The following is an 18,434-nucleotide window of genomic DNA, read 5'->3' as shown; positions in this document are numbered from 1 at the left end:
GCAATAAGAAATAATGACTATGAAACAAAATACTAACAATAATCATGGAAGAACCTTTTGGGACTTGATTGCTGAACACCCAAAAATGACTTTTTCTTTTATTATAGCACTCCTAATTGCAATAGTTGTTCTAGCAATGAGTAAATATTCATTAAAATCGTCGGTGATTACGATAGAGCCTAGCAAGTCAACATTGAGTCAAATACCGGGAAGTGCCGACACAACAAAACAAAAAAACACTGGCTATCAAATAAATTCAGAAAAAGCCGAAGGGCACATTGTTAAGCAAGAAAGATCGAAGCCAAAACAATCGGGTACCGCTGTAATACTATCAAAGGATACAGTGCAAAGACAAATTGTGAACGTAACGAGTAATAACCAATTGGGCGGGATTACTGCAAATCAGGTTACTGTAGGAGCAGTTCCAAGGAAAGTAGACTATAACGAACAGTCTCAATTAGTTTCACTTTTACCAGAGAAAAATGAGAAAATTAAAGTCACTTGTATTATGGGAAGTTCCGAAGCGTTTGAGTTTGCCAATGAAATTGTGGACTTTTTGAAATCGCGTGGGTACACAAAAGTGGATGGAGTTAATCAAGCCATGTATTCAAAACCCGTTGTCGGAAAATTTCTTAATAGGGACAGCGCAGGAGTTGAAATAATTATTGGCTCAAATACAATGTAGAAGTTAAGAGTTGATCTGACAAATGGGATTAAATTTAAGTAACGACACTTATTTAATAACCCCAAAATGTCAGATCATGAACTCTGAAACTAAGTTAATCAAATCCCGCGTTGGCCTTATCAATTTGGCCGAACAATTGAACAATGTAACGCGTGCCTGCAAACTGATGGGCACCAGCCGAGACAGTTTTTACCGCATCAAAGAGCTTTATAACACCGGCGGTGAGGAAGCGCTCCGGGAGATCAGCCGTTGTTAAAGAAATTATCGAACGAATAAATCCTCAGATTCAAATTACTAAAGCAGATAGTTTTATGTAATAATTCAAAATCTGTAGAATTTGACCGGTGGCTAGCTTGGGCTAAACAAAAAGCTGACTGGTATGATCCACTTATTGAAGCTTCCGACGAATTATTGAACGCTATCGACAAATCAACTTTGGAGAAAGTGTGTTATATGCCCAAAAAACATTTAAAATATTGATAATCAAGTGATTAGATCGTTTTGAAAAATACGCTTGGCAATCCTATTAGATAGCAGTTTTGTTATTTAGAAATAGGACAAAAATCAATAATTATATTTTCTTTGTTTAAGAAAATAGCAAAAATCTTAAATAAGGGGTACCTTTATTTAAGATTTGTATAAAATGAAAGATTTCAAATCCGGCAAGTATATAAACCAAGGCTATTATAAAAGTTTTCAGCCCGATTTTATCGATAGGCAATGGAATGTGGATAATAGGGAGGTTATGCAATTGCTGAGTCAGGCTGATCGTGAATTAGGAAGATTGGACATGTACTCTAATTATATTCCCAACATTGAGCTATTTATAAGCATGCATGTACTGAAGGAGGCGACACAGAGTAGCAAAATCGAAGGTACGCAGACGAATATAGAGGAGGCATTATTAGACAAGGAAGATGTGCCTTTAGATAAAAGGGACGACTGGGAAGAAGTACAAAATTATATAAACGCAATGAACGCGGCGATACATGCATTAGATCGGTTGCCATTTTCATCACGTCTGATAAAACAAACGCATAACGTGTTGATGCGGGGTGTACGAGGTTCAAAAAAGCAACCTGGAGAGTTCCGTTTAAGTCAGAACTGGATAGGCGGGGTCACTATCAGCGATGCCATTTTTGTTCCGCCGGTTCATACCAGTATTCAGGAATTAATGGCGGACATGGAAAAGTTTGTTCATGATGACGATAAATATTTCCCCGAGCTATTAAAGATTGGGATAGTTCATTATCAGTTTGAAACAATACACCCTTTTCTGGATGGTAATGGGCGGGTAGGAAGATTAATGATACCATTATACCTGGTCAGTAAAGGAATATTACGAAAGCCCATTCTGTACTTGTCAGATTTTCTGGAAAGAAACAGAACACACTACTATGACAACTTAATGCGGGTTAGAGAGAAAAACGATATAGATCAGTGGCTGAAATTTTTCCTGGTAGGTATTATCGAAACTGCGAAAAACGGCATTGAGACATTTGACAACATTTTGGGATTACAAAAGGAAGTCGATAAGAAAATACAGACTTTAGGCAGCAGGGCCGCCAATGCTCAAAAAGTGGTTAATCAATTATATCACAGGCCAATAGTTAATGCGGAGAAAGTGGCTGGAATTGCCGACATATCACTTCCGTCAGCATACCTGCTTATAAGAGAAATGGAGCGTCTTGACATCATAAAAGAGATTACCGGGGGACAAAGAAAGAAGGTATATAGGTTTGAGGATTATTTGAAGATCTTCAAATAGCAAATCCGTTCAAGATATTTTCAAATGACTATGATTTTAGTCAGAACTTGTTGCTATTCTGTCACTAATTTCTTCGAAACCCGCAGTACATACGGGTTTTCATTTTTGTATCGACAAATAAACAGCGTACGATTCAGCTACTTCACTTGAAAAGTGGGAGTGTTATTTGTATGATAATCAGCTATGCAAATAACGAATTTACAGGACGAGAACTGCTGGAGTTCATCAAGGTAGCCTTTGGTTGTCACTGTCTTCCTGGCAACCGATGAATTGAACTCGTAGGATTCTGCGCTTATTCGAAAACCGGATAAATTTTATAATCTTTCACTGAAAACGGTTCAGCCATTGATCGGTCATCATCTTTTTCCTGAAATCGATACTGCATCTGTCGGCGGGAAACAAGCCCTCAGTCAAAAGAGTGAGGATTCTTCGACATTTTCCTGTCATCGAAATATCCGCCTATTCTGACACCATTCCCGCACTATACCGGAAATAAACACGGGGTAGTGGCGATAAAAAATGCAAGGTTCAGTTGTTCCTGGTCTCTGCAAAGCAAATAGACTTTAACTTTCACAGATACGAGGCCATCATACTAAAAAAATTTCAGCTCCTTTCGAAACCGTTGGGCTTTCCATTTTAGTTGATTTTCTTTTTTCTCCGCGCAGTCTTTCGCAGGGCTACTGTGCACTTAACAATAATGAGCTGCGCTATTAGCAGCAACACCATTTTATTCTTCGCGGGCTACCTGGCTAACCCATATTTTGTATAAATGCCGGCGCCGGTTGTATTTGCATCCAACAGGTTCAGGATCCTTGCACCCTTTATGCAGGACCAGAATGCATGAAACGTACGGGGACCGGTTTCAATCCTGGAAAAATGGATCTGCCAGTTATTGGGTACACTAAATTGTCCGGCCGATTTTACTTCGGCATATTTTGTATTTCCCACCGTACCGTTCACAACAAGTAATTTCCAGTTGTAGGAATTGCCTGTGGTAAAAACAAATTCTTCGTTCGACTGGTTGATATTCATGCCGGCATATTGCCCCGTGTATACATTATACAGCTGTTGTATTCCGGTAAAGTCACTTGTCCATTTACCGGTTAAGTCAGATGCGGCCACGGAAAACCTGTTGTAGTTGGTCATATTTATCAACGGAATCAGCAGGTCGGAGTTGCTGTCCCACTGTATTGTTTCAGGGTCAAATTTGTATTGCTGTAGGAAGCTGTTTTTGTCGGGCGCAATAAACTCCAGCCAGCCGGTTTGTCCCTGACGGAAGAGAACAATAAAAACATTTTTGCCTGTGACATTTTCGGTGGCATAGCCCATTCCAAGATAAGGTCTGTCGTATGTGGTGATATAGGCGGTCTTATAATTTTGTAAATTACTGTACCGGGGCGCTACCAAAATATTCCAGGCTGCGTCAGTCAATGGACCGGGATCGGCGGCAAATACGGTTCCTTCTTTTGGATAATGCAAAAGCACTTTCATGCTCCCCTTGGTCAGTTCCACCCAGTTTTCCTGCACGGTACTTGTCCAGCCATCATCAAAATGGGTGGTATTGAATGCGAAATGATTATTCACGGCAGGATCTGTGGCGGTTGGTGTAACCGGAGTGGTTGCCGATGGTTTTACCAGGTCAATGGACTCCCAGAATTTCTTTGTTGCGGAACTGTAATCGCCGCTGTTCGTGATAGCTACAATACTCACACAACGGCCATACCCGCTAAAAGTGGTAAGGATAATATTAGCATCACTTTTATTAAAAACAAATTTCCCGACCCCTGATTTTATTTTCCATCCATCGGCTTCCTCCGCTTTGTCTGACTGTGACATCTCGGAAGGATGATAGTTTTTCACCGCGAGCTCCTGCCATTCACTTTCAAAATCTGCCCCAATACTGCCTTTGCTGACAGTGCTTTTTACTATGAAGATCTGGCACCAGCTGTTTTTTTCATTATCGGTCATGCTATAAGCAGTCAGGTTGGATTTTTCCTCTTTTTTCCAGCCTGCAGGTGGCGTATAGATCACCAGGTCATAGGTCTGTTTTTGAGCTATAGAGGTTATCGTTGATAGGCAAAAGCAGCAGAAAATTATTTTTTTCATTTTATAGCGATTGAAAAGGATAACTTCTTATCTGCCCAACATATTTTTCAGCACGGAAAAGTCGACTGCCTTCTGTATGTTGGAAATATTTTCTTCAAATACAGGATCGCCATGGGCGATTTTATACACCACGGAAAAAAACTGGGGAGACGACATGGGCAGCTTCTTATGGTAGTAATCCGGGTTTGGCTTCACCGCAATAAAAGAACCAGGTGCGCCTTCGCTGACGAATTTTTCAAACCGCTCTTCTTCATTCCACAGGCAGACAGCCGGTTGTTTAAGTTCTTCTTCGGGTCTTTTCAGACAGGCATCAATCGTGCTGATGAATTTTTCCAAATATTTTTGTTCGCCGGGACTGTCCTCTATGTCTTTTTCCAGCCGCTTTCTCTGTATCAGCAGGTATTCTTTTTGGCTTAGATAAGAAAAGGGAAGGGTATCGTTATAGGTAATAAGCCAGCGGTATTCTTTTATTTTATTGGCCCGGTCGCCTATGGTCTCTTCACCCATAAAATAACAGCCGTCTTTTTTTTCAGGTCGCTTTGTCAATTTCAAATAACCTCTGGAATCATCTTCGGCAAGGCTGCTGGCATATAGGTTGTTTAGAGAAAAAATTTCATTGGAGGCTATGGTTACCGTGGTAGGCGTGGAGATATCTGTATAATATTTCGATTTGTCGGCACTGCTTTCATCACAGAGATACCGTAAAACAAACATGGCATAGTGGTAAGGGTCTGCGATCCAGGTACCTGCGGCGCTTTTGTTTTTTCCAAACACGGTGCTATAGGCTATTTCGCACCCGGTTGGATGGTATTTTGAAAAGACCATTTTATGTATGCCAGCCAATACCGCTTTTTCCTTTATAAGGTCTGCTGCATTTACATTTTGAATAAAGCCTTTAGTGCCTTCTTTCCATGTCCCCGGCTTTTTTAACAGGGCTTCTTTCGTGCAATCCTGTGCTGCTGCTGAAATGGAAAACAGCAAACAGACCATGATGATTTTGTAGTTCATATGTTTTTTTTATCAGTCAGACATTTTCATACAGCCCGAATGTAACTCCTTTTATACTGGCAGGCTATATCCTCAAAGTCCCGACAGCAGGCCCTTTCCTGTTGTTTTTGCCCCGTCAAAGCCTGTGAGGATGGAAATTTTTGTTTCCGTCCCAAGTAGCGTAACGGAAGGATCTTTGAAAGGTCCGGTGCCGGCATCCCATTTTACCTCTTTGCCGCTTGCGTCAAAGGTTTTTGTCGTTTCAGTTCCCTGCTGGTTTTTGATGACATTCGTGGCAACTTTAATATCCGCTCCAATCTTTACCCCTGCATCTTTAATACCGTTTCTGTCAATTTCGATATAGCCGGAGATGCCTGCTTTTGCTTCCACTCTTAATGGACCGCTTCCATAGCCGATGCCTTTTTTAAGTCCTGCTTCGACAGAACAGTTTTGAAACTGGTCCATGAAAGTTTCATCATCTCTATTACCTTGTTTTGTGGTAAGTCCGATTTTTACCGAACCCAGATCCAGTTTGGCAGTCATACGGCTGCATTCAACGTTAATGGTTCCAAAAAGCAAATTCAGTTCGCTCTTGTATTGACAGTTGACCGACTCGAAATCCTGCAGATGTTGATTGGTTGTGTCTTTTTTGTGTTCGGTATATTTACAATATTCACTTGGTTCCCTGAACCTTACATCCTGCCGGGTAACCGTGGTTAACCACGCCAATTGCGCGGTTACCAATGAGAGTTCGAACTCATCGGGAAACTGCGTGTATAAGCGGTAATGCAGGATGTCGTTGATCTGCTGTGCGGCATAATTCAGATAAATCCTGTTACGTTGTTCTGTATTGGTGTTTGCTTCGTTTAAAAATTCATTCCTGATGGCATTTTCATCAGTGCATGCCGCGCCAAAAGGATTTTCCTTGCCTTCGCCAATTTTATCAAGATACTTTTTATGAAAGATCTTTAGGGCTTCGCCTTCTTTTTCTTCAAGCGCCATAACTTTTTTCTGTGCATCTATTACCGGCTGGAAGTCTTCAGAGAACACAAAGTTGGTTGTAGCATAAATTGGTTTGATCCTGTCTTCAAATTTTTTTATGGCGATCGGTGCCAGTTCAGGTAGAAGAGATATTTGCTTGCCCTGTAAAAGTTCCATTGATCTGCGTTGCATTTGCTCTGCCCAATGGCTTTCCAGTTGTGCTCGTTTTTCTGTCAGTTCCTTTATTTTAATCTCACAGGCTTCCCTGAAAATTTCCCATTCCGGTTTCAGTATTTTGCTTTCGTCTACATTTTTTGGGTAAGCTGGCCACTTGAATTTTGAAAGACCGAGTGCATCATTCAATGGCGGGCGATTCCAGTCAATATCATCGCTTTTTAATTTATACCCAAGCCCGTCCAGTTGCTTCTCTTTATAATCGGTATAGGAATTTTTAATGGAATGCTTTACGGCAGTGATCGCCATTTGTTTGTTTCCTTTACTCATTTCCAGTCTTGCTCTGATTAGATTGGCTTGTGGATGGCCGGGACAAAGTGTTAACGTTGAATCGATATATCTGGAAGCTTTATCCATTTCGCCCAGGCCAAACCACGCATGTGCAATATTGTTTAGAATAGTGCTGTTACCGGGGTAAAGCTTGTTGAGATGATGTAAAATGGGAAGCGCCAATTGCTCACCGCCTGTCATAGTCAGGATAGCAGAGAAATTATTCAGGTTATCATCGTCATCGGGATTATCCATGCAAGCTTTGCTCATTACGTACAAGGCAATGGCCTGTTTGCCAAAGACCCAGGCGCCTACCGCTGAATTGCCGGTTGCTGTGGATGTTTTATAGTCTGTCTTGATCCATTGGTAAACAGATGCTGCTTTTTGTACCGTTGTTGAGGAAAGTTTTTTTACAATTTGTTGATCTATGTTTTGCAGGTAGGCCGGAAGTGTTGCTTTTGTCAACGGTGTCTTAGGAATAGAAGCAATTCTTGCTGCATCTTTTTGGGGAACCAATTCATCTTGTGCAACTTTGTTTGCATTGGCAAATGCGAAATTTGCCATGTTGTTTCCTCCAGCGGCCGTTGGTATCTTAATGCCCATACTGTCGAGCATCTTTTTATCTTCCGGGCTCATGCCATCCAGTTGTTTTTGCATTTCTTTCATCATCTCTTCCGTTTCTTTTTGGGTAGGTGGCTTGTCCTTCATGGTGTTTTTTTTAGGTGGTTGAGCAATTGCTGCTGTAATGGCAAAGAGGAGGATCGGTAGAGGAAAGTATCTTATGAATAGGGATACTGGCTTTTTCATAATGATGTTATTTGTGAGAACAAACCTATTTTTTACAGGCGGGAACAGTATCCCTGAAAAACAGGATATTTCGGCAAACGGGAAAAATCATGGAAAAAGGGGAGGAGTGAAGGATCGCCACTGAGTTTATTTGTAAATCAGCCTTAAAGGTTATATTTTACTGCATGAAGCGCCTGCTATTCATACTGCTGTTTTTCTGCACCTTCCCTGATTATCTTACTGCACAATCTCCCATAATAGACAGTTTACGTAAAGAGCTGGTCAAACAAAAAGCGGACTCTATCAAGGTACACGATCGGATCAGGATATCATGGTATCTTATCCAGTTAAAAGATTCAGCCGCCGCCTGGAAATACATTTATGAAGGGGACAGTATTGCCAGCAAAACCAAAAACCCTGTTTTAAAAGGAATAGTTTACGAGCACATGGGCTATTTATACAACAGGATGTTTTCCAGGAAAGCAATAACGTATTACATGCAGGCGGAAAATATTCTGAAAGATCATCCCAATTCACCAGCCGCAAAAAAAAGCCTGGCATCGCTGGGATTGAATATTGGCATTGAGCACATGAATGTTAATGATGAAGAAGGCGCCCTCGCATGGTATTTTTCGGGCATCAGGAGATATGAAGAAATGGACAGTATGAACAGGAATCTTCCAATCCTTTATGCCAATATCATAAATTCATATTATAACCTCGGGAAATACGAAACAGCGTTGACCTATTGCGAAAAAGCATATACAAAAAGTATGGCCTGGGGCACACCCCCGGCCCAAATGTCTGCTTCCATTAATTATGGAAGGGTACTGATGAAATTAAAACAACCGGAAAAGGCCGCCTTCTTTTTTAAAAAATGTAAGGCAATTGCCGATAGCGTGGGTGATTACTATTTTCAATCAAATTATTACCAGATCATAGGGAACTTTAAATATGACGATAGGAAATTTGATGAGGCACTGGCTGATTTTTCAAGAGGATTGCCGCTAATAAAACTTACTAATGCCCCATACGATATTGCCAGTTGCTATATATGGATGGGCATCTGCAATACGGGTCTGAAAAATTTTTCTGCCGGGCGCAGGCACCTGGATTCTGCCTATAGCATAGTAAAACAGTACGATTACCCTCACCAGCTAAAAACTATCTATTTGAATCGATACCATCTGGAAAAAGCACAGGGGAATTTTCTCGGTGCAATAAATTATCTCGATTCCTTTACTGTTTTAAACGATAGTATACAACACAAGGCAGATGGTGACCGTATAGAGTTTTTAGATGCTAAATACCAGGCGGAAAAAAGAGAGGCGCAGATCAATCAGTTACAATCGGATAAGGAGATACAACGTTTAAACATACAGAAAAAAAACACGCTTGCTTACATTCTGATCGCAATTATAGTAATTGCTGTGATTATTGCCCTACTGCTATACAGAAACTTTAAACAAAAACAAAAATTGCATCGGCAGCGCATTAACGAGCTGGAAACGGAAAAACACCTGACGGCGGTGGAAGCGGTGTTAAAAGGCGAGGAACAGGAAAGAACCCGCCTGGCAAAAGACCTTCATGACGGACTGGGAGGTATGATGTCGGGCATTAAATACTCATTTCAAACCATGAAAGGCAACCTTATTATGACGCCTGAAAACCAGCAGGCGTTCGAACGCAGTATGGATATGCTGGATAGTTCTATCAGTGAAATGCGCAGGGTGGCGCACAATATGATGCCGGAAGCGCTGGTGAAATTTGGCCTGGATACTGCCTTGAAAGATTTTTGCAATGATATCAGCCAGGCGGGCGCTTTGCAGGTTAGCTATCAATCCATCGGGTTAAGTGAAACTGCTTTTGATCAAACGCAGGCCATCACTATTTATAGAATTGTTCAGGAACTTTTAAATAATATAATGAAGCATGCTTCAGCTAAGACAGCTATTGTTCAGGTGAGCAAAATAAATGAAGTGACAACCATTACAGTGGAAGACGACGGCAAAGGATTTGATCCGAAAATCTTGACAGCCGGGAAAGGGATTGGCTGGGGTAATATTCAAAGCCGCATCCGCTATTTGAAAGGAAAAGCAGATATTCAATCCGAACCCGGGAAAGGAACTTCTGTTCATATTGAAATAAATGCATAATGGCGATCAAAGTTTTTATAGTTGACGATCACTATATGGTCATTGAGGGTATTCGTTCCTTGCTGCTGGATGAAAAGAACATAGAGTGGGCGGGTCATGCTACCAATGCGGACTCCTGTCTTGCGTTTTTATTGCTTCAGAAACCTGATGTTTTGCTGATGGATATTAATATGCCAGGTGTATCCGGCATCGATCTTTGCAAAGAAGTGAAAGATAAGTACCCGGCCATTTTTGTGATTGGGCTGAGCACATTTAATCAACAAAGTTTTATACAAAAAATGATGGACAATGGGGCTTCGGGATATGTATTGAAGAATGCCACTCAAAAAGAACTGACAGAGGCCATTGAATGCGTGGCCGACGGGAAGACCTACCTGAGCTTTGAAGCAGGTAAGGCCCTGCAAAAAACAACGGATCCTTCCATTGTACTCACCCGGCGTGAAAAAGAGGTGCTTGAACTGATTGCCGCCGGATTAACGAATAATGAAATCGCTGCTAAACTTTTTGTGGGAAGCACTACCGTAGATTCTCACCGTAAGAACTTATTGGCAAAATTTGAAGTGAAAAATACCGCTTCATTATTGATAAAGGCTGTTCATCTTCAGATGATCGGTTGATAGTGTTGCATCCAACCTGGCGCCTTCTTAGGGAGGATGCTGCGAGGTAAAAATGCTGAAAATGAATTTCCGTTATTTTATGGCTCGTGCTGAGAAACCTTACCTGGCTATTGTAGGACCAGACACTGACAGGAACCCTTTCCTGAAAGACAAAGCTTAGGTCATTTCGTCTACTGAAATAGCTCCTTTAATTGCTTATCCAACTTTAAGTCAGAATTTTGCACTATGATTTCCCGGGCCGAATAGACCTCCCGCGTAAAAATGTAAAAAGACCGTATTTCTCCTTTCAGTTAGTGGTTAATTGCCCGAACTTTGGGAAGCTGGCCGGTAATGTGAATAGCGACTACGTGGTGCGCTTTACGATCCATCTCTTACTATCGAAAATATGCAGCCAAAACAAACATCACACCGGTTAGCGCAATCCGCATCTGCCCTGGGCGCTGGTATACTGGGCTTTGGACTCGGTGCAAAATGGGGCCATATACTGGTCAATTATGCATTGCCGGTAATGATTACAGGCGCTTTGATCCATGTACTGGGCATGTACCTGATGCAGATGAAAGGGGTGGGTGCAAAATCAACCCGGGCGGCAAAGATACTGTTGGTGTCTGCCTGGATTTGCCTGCTGGCGTTGGTCATAATTGTAACTTATTTACTGACTGAAAAAGAATAACAGCATGGATCATTCTCATCACCATAACATGCATGAGCACAGCCATCCGAAGCCGGAACCTACAGAAGCGCATCACCCGGCAGCTGCCAAAGAAGCGGCGCATGATCAGTCCATGCACGATAAACATGCCGGCCACCATACGCATGATTTTCTGCAGCGTTTCTGGATCTGCCTTGCCCTGACGATGCCGGTGCTGCTGCTTTCGCATATGATACAGCAATGGGCTGGCTTCGAGCTGGCGTTTACGGGAGATAGCTATGTGCTTCTCTTGCTCAGCACCGGTATTTATGTCTATGGCGGCATGCCTTTTCTGAAAGGCCTGGTGGCCGAGGTAAGAGACCGGGCCATCGGCATGATGACACTGGTGGCCGTAGCCATCACCGTTGCCTTTGTGTACAGCGTGGCCGTGGTGTTTGGGCTGAAAGGCATGGATTTCTTCTGGGAGCTGGCTACGCTGATCGATATCATGCTGTTAGGGCATTGGCTCGAAATGCGTTCCCAGATGGCGGCTTCGAGCGCATTGCAGTCGCTGGTGGCCCTGCTGCCTTCTGCCGTGCATGTGGAAAGGAATGGGGAGGTGATCGACATAGATATCCAGCAGCTGAAAAAAGATGATATCACCATCGTCAAACCCGGGGAAAAGATACCGGCAGACGGTGTTGTAACGGAAGGCAGCTCCTTTGTGAACGAAAGCATGCTGACAGGCGAAAGTGTTCCTGTCAGGAAGGAGAAAGAAAGCAAGGTAATTGCCGGTGCTGTAAACGGCGATGGCTCGCTGCGAATTAAAGTAACGGGGGCCGGAAAAGACAGTTACCTCAACAAAGTGATCACGCTGGTGCAGTCGGCACAAAGCGCTAAATCAAAAACGCAGAACCTGGCCGATAAAGTGGCCAAATGGCTGACGGTGATCTCCTTGGTGGTGGGTGTAGCCACTTTTGTTGTGTGGTACAGCAACCACGACCTGGCATTTGCGCTGGAAAGAATGGTCACGGTAATGGTAACCTCCTGTCCGCATGCATTGGGTGTTGCCATTCCGTTGGTGGTGGCTATTTCCACCACGGCATCCGCCACGCATGGTTTATTAATCAGGAACAGAACAGCGTTTGAAAATGCAAGAAGACTGACGACCATTATTTTTGATAAAACCGGTACACTCACAAAGGGTTCGCATGAAGTGCAGCAGGTGATTGCAACCGGAAACCGGTATCCGGCAAATGATATTCTCCAGTATGTGGCAGCCGTTCAGCAGCATTCAGAACATTATATAGCCCGGGGGATCCTGAAGGCACTGAAGGAAAGAAACCTGCCGCAGTGGCCGTCAACCGATTTTGGCTATCTGCAGGGCATCGGTGTTTCGGCAAAAGTAAACGGGAAAACAGTGGTTGCAGCGGGTCCTAACTATTTTTCCAGAGAGAACAAACCATTTCCCGATATACCATCAACGATCGACCAGGACACAGAGACTGTAACTTATGTTTTGATAGACGGTGAGTTGACGGGCATGATCACATTGGCAGACAGTATACGGGAAAGCGCCGGGGAAGCGATCGGGCAGTTGAAGGCCATGAACATCAAATGCTTTTTACTGACCGGCGATAACGAGAAGATAGCGGCGTCCGTTGCAAACAAACTGGGTATGGACGGTTATTTCGCCAACGTGCTGCCTCATCAGAAACAGGAGAAAGTAAAGGAATTCAGGCAGCAGGGCGAGGTGGTAGCCATGACAGGCGATGGTGTAAACGACGCACCAGCCCTGGCCCAGGCCGATGTAGGAATAGCCGTGGGCAGCGGAACGGACGTGGCGGCAGAAACTGCCGATATCATTCTGGTGAACAGCGATCCGAAAGACGTTGCCCAGATGATTGCTTTTGGACGAAAGACCTACCGGAAAATGATACAGAACCTGGCATGGGCCGTGGGCTACAACATCATTGCCATCCCATTGGCGGCCGGTGTGCTGCATCCTGCTTTTATGTTAAGTCCGGCCCTGGGCGCCGTATTGATGAGTTTGAGCACTGTCATCGTGGCCATCAATGCCAGGCTGCTGAAGTTGAAATAATTGTTTGGTATACTGATGAAACCATTGGATAACAGTGGTCTATGCCATGCGGGTACAGGAGATACGTTTGTTCTGTAACAGGGGTAGATTCCTGATATGCGCATGATAGAAAAATATGCGTATATTTAGGTCATGAAAGCAAGATTGAACCTTACGATAGATAACACCCTGCTTGAAAACATCAAAGGGTATGCTTTGAAGCAGCAGACCAGTGTTTCTGAATTGGTTGAAAATTATTTTAAATCCGTTACGAAGCCTGCAAAGCGAAAGAACATCCTTGCTTTGGTAGACAAGCTGGAGAAGCCTGGTAATGTGAATACAAAAGCAGATCTGAAGGAGTTGTATTACCAGGATAAAGCAAAAAAATATGGCTTCTAAAGTGTTTCTGGATGCCAATATCCTGCTTGATCTTACCTTGAAGCGTGACAACTTTGAACAGGCAAGACGCATTATCAGATTGGCTGTTGACGGAGATATCCAGGCTTTTATGACGCCTTCTGTCGTTCATATCGTGGGTCATTGGTTATCGAAGGCTTACGGTAATGCCAAAGCCAAGGAAATATTGCTCACGCTCCTTGCTGATATAACGGTCATTGATCTCCCGCACGAGATTGCAGTGAATGCCCTTCATTCAAGGATCACGGACATAGAGGACGCGCTGCAATATTATACGGCTATCCACCATAAATCGGATTATTTTATTTCCCGCGATAGACAATTGCAAAAACAGGGTATTCCCGCATTGGCAGTTTATACACCGGAGGAGTTCCTGGAAGAGTTTGAGCGCTGAATGCCGTTGCAGATCTCACCGAGTCATTGCACCGTATTTTGCTCAGTTACGACAGAATAGTAGTTTTGTAAAAATTCACTGATGTACGAAATCTTCTTCCGGAAATTCAACGATAGGGTTGGCCTCACGAGGGAGGAAGAGGAATTGATCAAACAGTTTCTCACACCCAAAAAGCTGCGTAAAAAACAGTACCTGCTGCAGGAGGGAGATGTGTGCAAACATGTGGCATTTGTGGAAAAAGGGGCATTGAAAGCGTATACGGTGGATGAAGGCGGAACGGAACACATCGTTCAGTTTGCGCTGGAGGGCTGGACCATCTCTGACCTCTACAGCTTTTTAACCGGGGAACCCGCCACCTATAATATTGATGCGCTGGAAGACGCCGAACTGGTGCTGATCAGCAAATCCGCCCACGAAGAACTGCTGCAGCAATTTCCGAAATACGAAACCTATATCCGGCTGCAGATCACAGGCGCGTATATAGCCCTGCAGAAACGGCTTACCTCTATTATAAGCCAGCCGCTGGAAGAACGGTACAGTAACTTTTTAGCGCTTTATCCAAATATCGCCCAACGTGTTCCCCAGCACATGATTGCCTCTTATATGGGACTGACACCGGAAACCCTGAGCCGGGTCAGAAGTCGGATTTCTGCCCGTAAATAATTGCCCCACTCATTTTCATTGACATAAATCAATGCCTTTTCTTGCCCGAACGCAATGGAACAGGGCACTGCTTGCTGGTAATTTTGTGTTATCAAAAGCAATAGACCATGAGCGCAAAACAGACAATAGCGGTTATCGGAGCAGCGGGTAATATGGGTTCCAGCATCGCCAGAAATCTTTCAAAAGGCAATAACAGGCTGCTTCTTTTTGGTAACGACAAAGAAAAAATAGCAACTGTTCTTACGGATATCAGAAACAGCCATGCCTCCGCCGAGGTGGAGGCGCTGGAATGTGCCGCCGATGCATCCTGGGAGGCCGATATCATCATCCTTGCCGTTCCCTACCAGGCGGAACAAGAAATAGCGGCGAAAATCAAGGAAGTGGCCAATCAGAAAATTGTTATCAGCATAGCCAATCCGCTGAACGATACCTACGATGGTTTGGTAACTGCGGCTGATACCAGTGCGGCGGAGGAATTACAGAAATTATTGCCCAACTCAAAAGTGGTAAAAGCATTCAATACGGTATTTGCCGCGGATTTTGTCACACCCGTTATCGACGGAAAACAGACCGATGCCTTTGTTGCCGGTGACGATGCGGAGGCGGTGAATACCGTTGCCGGGCTGGTGAAAACAGCAGGCTTTAACCCCATCGTAGCGGGTGACCTGAAGATCAGCAGAACGCTGGAAAACATGCAGCTGCTGCTTATCCAATTAACCATGAAGTACAACTACAACTGGTTAGCCGGTTGGAAAATTTTACATAATTGATCTACTCTCAAACAAAAAATCATCCAAAAACAAAAACAATGAAAAAATTAGCACTGATCCTGTCGGCCTTCTTTGTGGTAACGGCCTTTACCAATGGTTTCGGAACCTGGGAAAATGACGATCCGCATTCCCAGCTTGGGTTTACGGTAAAACACCTTGGCATAGCCGATGTGTCGGGAACATTCAATGACATCGATGTAAAAGTCACCGCTGCAAAACCCGATTTTTCCGACGCACAGTTCGAGCTTACCGCCAGAACCGCGTCTGTCGACACAAGGGTTGAAGCAAGAAACAAACACCTGAAAACGGCTGATTTTTTTGACGCAGAAAAATACCCGACCCTGTCATTCAAAAGCACAGCCATTAAGCCGGCAGGCAAAAACAAATATAGGCTGAGCGGCGACCTTACCATGCATGGTGTAACAAAACCCGTAACGCTTAACCTGCTTTACACAGGAACCGTTGAAAACCCGATGAGCAAGAAGGCAACTTCAGGCTTCCAGCTTACCGGCACCGTCAAACGTTCGGACTTTGGTATCGGCGCTGGATTTCCGGCCGCGATGATCAGTGATGAGGTAAGGATAAAGGCGGACGGAGAATTTATCAAACAATAACGATTTGATCATTGATAACGGGTTTTCCATTCCGCGAAGAGTGGTTGCCTGACGCACAAAAAACTGCTACGCATCGGGGGGTAAGGTGGAGATTGAAAAGTGTATACCATGCGTAGCTTTTTCAAATAATAACCGGAAAATACAAACATATGAACAGGTTTTTAAGGGTTGGTCAGAATCCGAAAACAGTGGATATCGGACTGCTTATTGCAAGAGTGGGAATTGCATCACTGATGCTCGTTCACGGTATTCCGAAAATGATCATGTTGTTTTCCTCGAATCCCGTGCAGTTTCCGCCGGTGATGGGAATGAGTGCGGGTTTGTCACTGGCACTAACGGTATTTGCAGAGGTGTTTTGCTCGCTGTTGATTTTACTGGGATTGGGAACCCGGTTGGCGGCTGTTCCCCTGGCCATAACCATGCTGGTGGCGGTGTTCCTGGTTCATTCTTCGGACCCGCTGTCTGTAAAGGAACTGGGGCTGTTATACCTGCTGGTTTACCTCAATTTGTTATTTGCGGGTAGCGGTAAATATTCCCTTGATTATTTGCTTCAGCTGAAACGCACTGCAGGCAGATCAAAAAAGAATATCGAAGACCCAACCCTGCTCATCTACCAATAAACCAGACTGCTGAATGAAGCGGAAACATTTTTTATATACAATCGCAACAGGAGCAATAGGTATGACAACGTTATCGGCATTTAAACATTTCACGAACGGCCTGGCAGAACAGGAGCAGCTGATGCCTGTTCTGTTCGTAGGGCATGGTTCGCCCATGAACGGAATAGAAGACACCGAGTTCAGCCGCAGGTGGACACAGATGGCTAAGGAAATTCCCACGCCGAAAGCAGTGCTGGTGATTTCGGCCCACTGGTTCACCAAAGGAACAAGGATTACTGCCATGGACTTTCCTGAGACCATTCACGACTTCGGCGGTTTTCCGGACGAGTTATTTGCCGTACAGTACCCGGCGCCGGGCAACCCGGTGCTGGCAAAAGAAACAGCCGGTCTGTTGCATTCAGCGCATGTTGCACTGGACCATGACTGGGGTCTGGACCATGGCACCTGGACCATTGTAAGACATATGTACCCTGATGCCAACATCCCCGTATTGCAGTTAAGTATCGATTATACAAAGCCCCCGCAATACCATTACGACCTGGCCAAAGAACTGTATGCATTGCGCAGAAAAGGCGTGCTGGTGATTGGCAGCGGCAATATGGTGCATAATCTCAGGTTGGCAGCATGGGACAAATTAGACGATCAGCAATACGGATATGACTGGGCTTTGCAAATGAATGAGAAGTTTAAGCAACTCATTGCAGCTGGCGATTATAAGTCTTTGATCAACTACAACGCCCTGGGCAAAGAAGCCCTGCTGGCGGTGCCAACACCGGAGCACTACCTGCCGCTGATGTACACATTAGGCCTGAAAGGAAGCAAAGACACAGCGTCGTTCTTCAATGACAAAACCGTTGCGGGATCACTCACCATGACTTCTGTAAAGCTGGGATGATGCATATCGGCGCATTGTTTTTTTTTTGCTGATGCATTTCTCAGCAGGTATTCACAGTAAACAAGGTAACATGGAAAACACAGTAATCAATGAGGCACGCAATGCCGTACCGGATAAAACGGTATTGCCATACCTTATCCGTGAGCCAAGGGTAAAAACAGCAGCCGGCAAAGCGGTTATCCTGCTTCATGGCGTGGGTAGCAACGAGCAGGATCTGTTCAGCCTGGCAGAGCAGCTGCCGCCGGACTTTTATATTATTTCGCCAAGAGGGCCCTTTACTTCAGGCGCCGGCAGGTATGCATGGTACCAGGTTGATTTTTCAACCGGCAGACCGGTGTACAATAAAGAACAGGAGGCAGCAAGCCGGGAAATGATCAAACGGTTCATGGAACAGGTGCAGGAAAAATACCAGCTGCAGGAAATATATATCGGCGGCTTTAGCCAGGGCGCTATTATGAGTTATAGCATCGGGCTATTGTATCCCGACAAAGTAGCCGGCGTTATCGCATTGAGCGGCAGGCTGCTGGAAGAAATCAAGCCGATGGTTCATAAAGATGCGTACCTTCAGAGACTCAAAATTTTTATCGCACACGGAATACAGGATGGGACGCTCTCCATTGCCTATGCAAGAGAGGCAAGAGCCTATCTGCAAACAACAGGCGCCCCGATAAGCTACCACGAATACGGTATGAGCCACCAGGTTAACAGCGAGGTGGTAAAAAACCTGGCGGACTGGTTAAAAAAAGCGAAATAGATTTTC

At 44.2% G+C, this 18,434-nt stretch carries 17 protein-coding genes and 1 pseudogene; 15 read left to right on the top strand and 3 right to left on the bottom strand.

Annotated features, from left to right (window positions below; genetic code table 11):
• Nucleotides 1-19 precede the first annotated feature (19 nt).
• The 3 genes and pseudogenes from GWC94_RS12335 to GWC94_RS12325 all read left to right on the top strand — a co-directional run bounded on the left by GWC94_RS12335 (nt 20) and on the right by GWC94_RS12325 (nt 2,453).
• The gene (locus GWC94_RS12335) at nt 20-685 is read left to right on the top strand and encodes a hypothetical protein (protein WP_161835321.1); all 666 of its coding nucleotides are present in this window, start codon (nt 20-22) and stop codon (nt 683-685) included.
• Nucleotides 686-761: 76 nt separating this feature from the next.
• A pseudogene (locus GWC94_RS12330) lies at nt 762-935 on the top strand (helix-turn-helix domain-containing protein); the annotation flags it as partial.
• A gap of 393 nt (nt 936-1,328) precedes the next feature.
• The gene (locus GWC94_RS12325; RefSeq protein ID WP_161835320.1) at nt 1,329-2,453 is read left to right on the top strand and encodes a Fic family protein; all 1,125 of its coding nucleotides are present in this window, start codon (nt 1,329-1,331) and stop codon (nt 2,451-2,453) included.
• Nucleotides 2,454-3,194: 741 nt separating this feature from the next.
• Here the strand turns inward: GWC94_RS12325 and GWC94_RS12320 are convergent.
• The 3 genes from GWC94_RS12320 to GWC94_RS12310 form a co-directional block, all read right to left on the bottom strand.
• Nucleotides 3,195-4,559 (bottom strand): hypothetical protein, encoded by a 1,365-nt coding sequence (locus GWC94_RS12320; RefSeq protein WP_161835319.1) that lies wholly within the window; start codon nt 4,557-4,559, stop codon nt 3,195-3,197.
• Nucleotides 4,560-4,586: 27 nt separating this feature from the next.
• Nucleotides 4,587-5,567 carry a hypothetical protein gene (locus GWC94_RS12315; RefSeq protein ID WP_161835318.1) on the bottom strand — a complete coding sequence of 327 codons (981 nt, stop codon included), beginning with the start codon at nt 5,565-5,567 and terminating at the stop codon, nt 4,587-4,589.
• A 72-nt stretch (nt 5,568-5,639) separates the two neighbouring features.
• Complete coding sequence (locus GWC94_RS12310; RefSeq protein ID WP_161835317.1) at nt 5,640-7,838, bottom strand: tetratricopeptide repeat protein; 2,199 nt, start codon at nt 7,836-7,838, stop codon at nt 5,640-5,642.
• Nucleotides 7,839-8,002: 164 nt separating this feature from the next.
• Between GWC94_RS12310 and GWC94_RS12305 the strand changes: the two genes are divergently transcribed.
• The 12 genes from GWC94_RS12305 to GWC94_RS12250 all read left to right on the top strand — a co-directional run bounded on the left by GWC94_RS12305 (nt 8,003) and on the right by GWC94_RS12250 (nt 18,428).
• Nucleotides 8,003-9,973 (top strand): tetratricopeptide repeat-containing sensor histidine kinase, encoded by a 1,971-nt coding sequence (locus GWC94_RS12305; protein ID WP_161835316.1) that lies wholly within the window; start codon nt 8,003-8,005, stop codon nt 9,971-9,973.
• Nucleotides 9,973-10,590, top strand: coding sequence for a response regulator (locus tag GWC94_RS12300; protein WP_161835315.1), 618 nt, complete (start codon nt 9,973-9,975; stop codon nt 10,588-10,590). The genes GWC94_RS12305 and GWC94_RS12300 overlap by 1 nt, the downstream gene beginning before the upstream one ends.
• Nucleotides 10,591-10,975: 385 nt before the next feature.
• A complete protein-coding gene (locus GWC94_RS12295; RefSeq protein WP_161835314.1) occupies nt 10,976-11,263 on the top strand; it encodes a hypothetical protein in 288 nt (95 codons plus the stop codon).
• 4 nt (nt 11,264-11,267) lie between these two features.
• Nucleotides 11,268-13,322, top strand: a complete 2,055-nt coding sequence (locus tag GWC94_RS12290) for a heavy metal translocating P-type ATPase (RefSeq protein WP_161835313.1) — start codon at nt 11,268-11,270, stop codon at nt 13,320-13,322.
• A 132-nt stretch (nt 13,323-13,454) separates the two neighbouring features.
• Complete coding sequence (locus GWC94_RS12285; RefSeq protein WP_161835312.1) at nt 13,455-13,700, top strand: DUF6364 family protein; 246 nt, start codon at nt 13,455-13,457, stop codon at nt 13,698-13,700.
• Nucleotides 13,690-14,112, top strand: coding sequence for a type II toxin-antitoxin system VapC family toxin (locus GWC94_RS12280; RefSeq protein WP_161835311.1), 423 nt, complete (start codon nt 13,690-13,692; stop codon nt 14,110-14,112). Before GWC94_RS12285 ends, GWC94_RS12280 begins: the two co-directional genes overlap by 11 nt.
• A gap of 81 nt (nt 14,113-14,193) precedes the next feature.
• On the top strand, nt 14,194-14,775 hold the full coding sequence (locus tag GWC94_RS12275; protein WP_161835310.1) for a Crp/Fnr family transcriptional regulator: 582 nt from the start codon (nt 14,194-14,196) through the stop codon (nt 14,773-14,775).
• Nucleotides 14,776-14,882: 107 nt separating this feature from the next.
• A complete protein-coding gene (locus GWC94_RS12270) occupies nt 14,883-15,545 on the top strand; it encodes an NADPH-dependent F420 reductase (protein WP_161835309.1) in 663 nt (220 codons plus the stop codon).
• A gap of 38 nt (nt 15,546-15,583) precedes the next feature.
• Nucleotides 15,584-16,159, top strand: a complete 576-nt coding sequence (locus GWC94_RS12265; RefSeq protein ID WP_161835308.1) for a YceI family protein — start codon at nt 15,584-15,586, stop codon at nt 16,157-16,159.
• A 149-nt stretch (nt 16,160-16,308) separates the two neighbouring features.
• Nucleotides 16,309-16,779: a DoxX family protein gene (locus GWC94_RS12260; RefSeq protein ID WP_161835307.1), complete on the top strand. Its 471-nt coding sequence runs from the start codon at nt 16,309-16,311 to the stop codon at nt 16,777-16,779.
• 61 nt (nt 16,780-16,840) lie between these two features.
• The gene (gene ygiD / locus GWC94_RS12255; RefSeq protein WP_161835306.1) at nt 16,841-17,674 is read left to right on the top strand and encodes a 4,5-DOPA-extradiol-dioxygenase; all 834 of its coding nucleotides are present in this window, start codon (nt 16,841-16,843) and stop codon (nt 17,672-17,674) included.
• Nucleotides 17,675-17,744: 70 nt separating this feature from the next.
• Nucleotides 17,745-18,428 (top strand): alpha/beta hydrolase, encoded by a 684-nt coding sequence (locus GWC94_RS12250; protein WP_161835305.1) that lies wholly within the window; start codon nt 17,745-17,747, stop codon nt 18,426-18,428.
• The last annotated feature ends 6 nt before the right edge of the window (nt 18,429-18,434 follow it).

The organism is Sediminibacterium soli (assembly GCF_009939225.1).
Taxonomy (GTDB): Bacteria; Bacteroidota; Bacteroidia; order Chitinophagales; family Chitinophagaceae; genus Sediminibacterium; species Sediminibacterium soli.
Note: the sequence above shows the minus strand (reverse complement) of the source record. Positions and strands in the feature narration are given on the sequence as shown.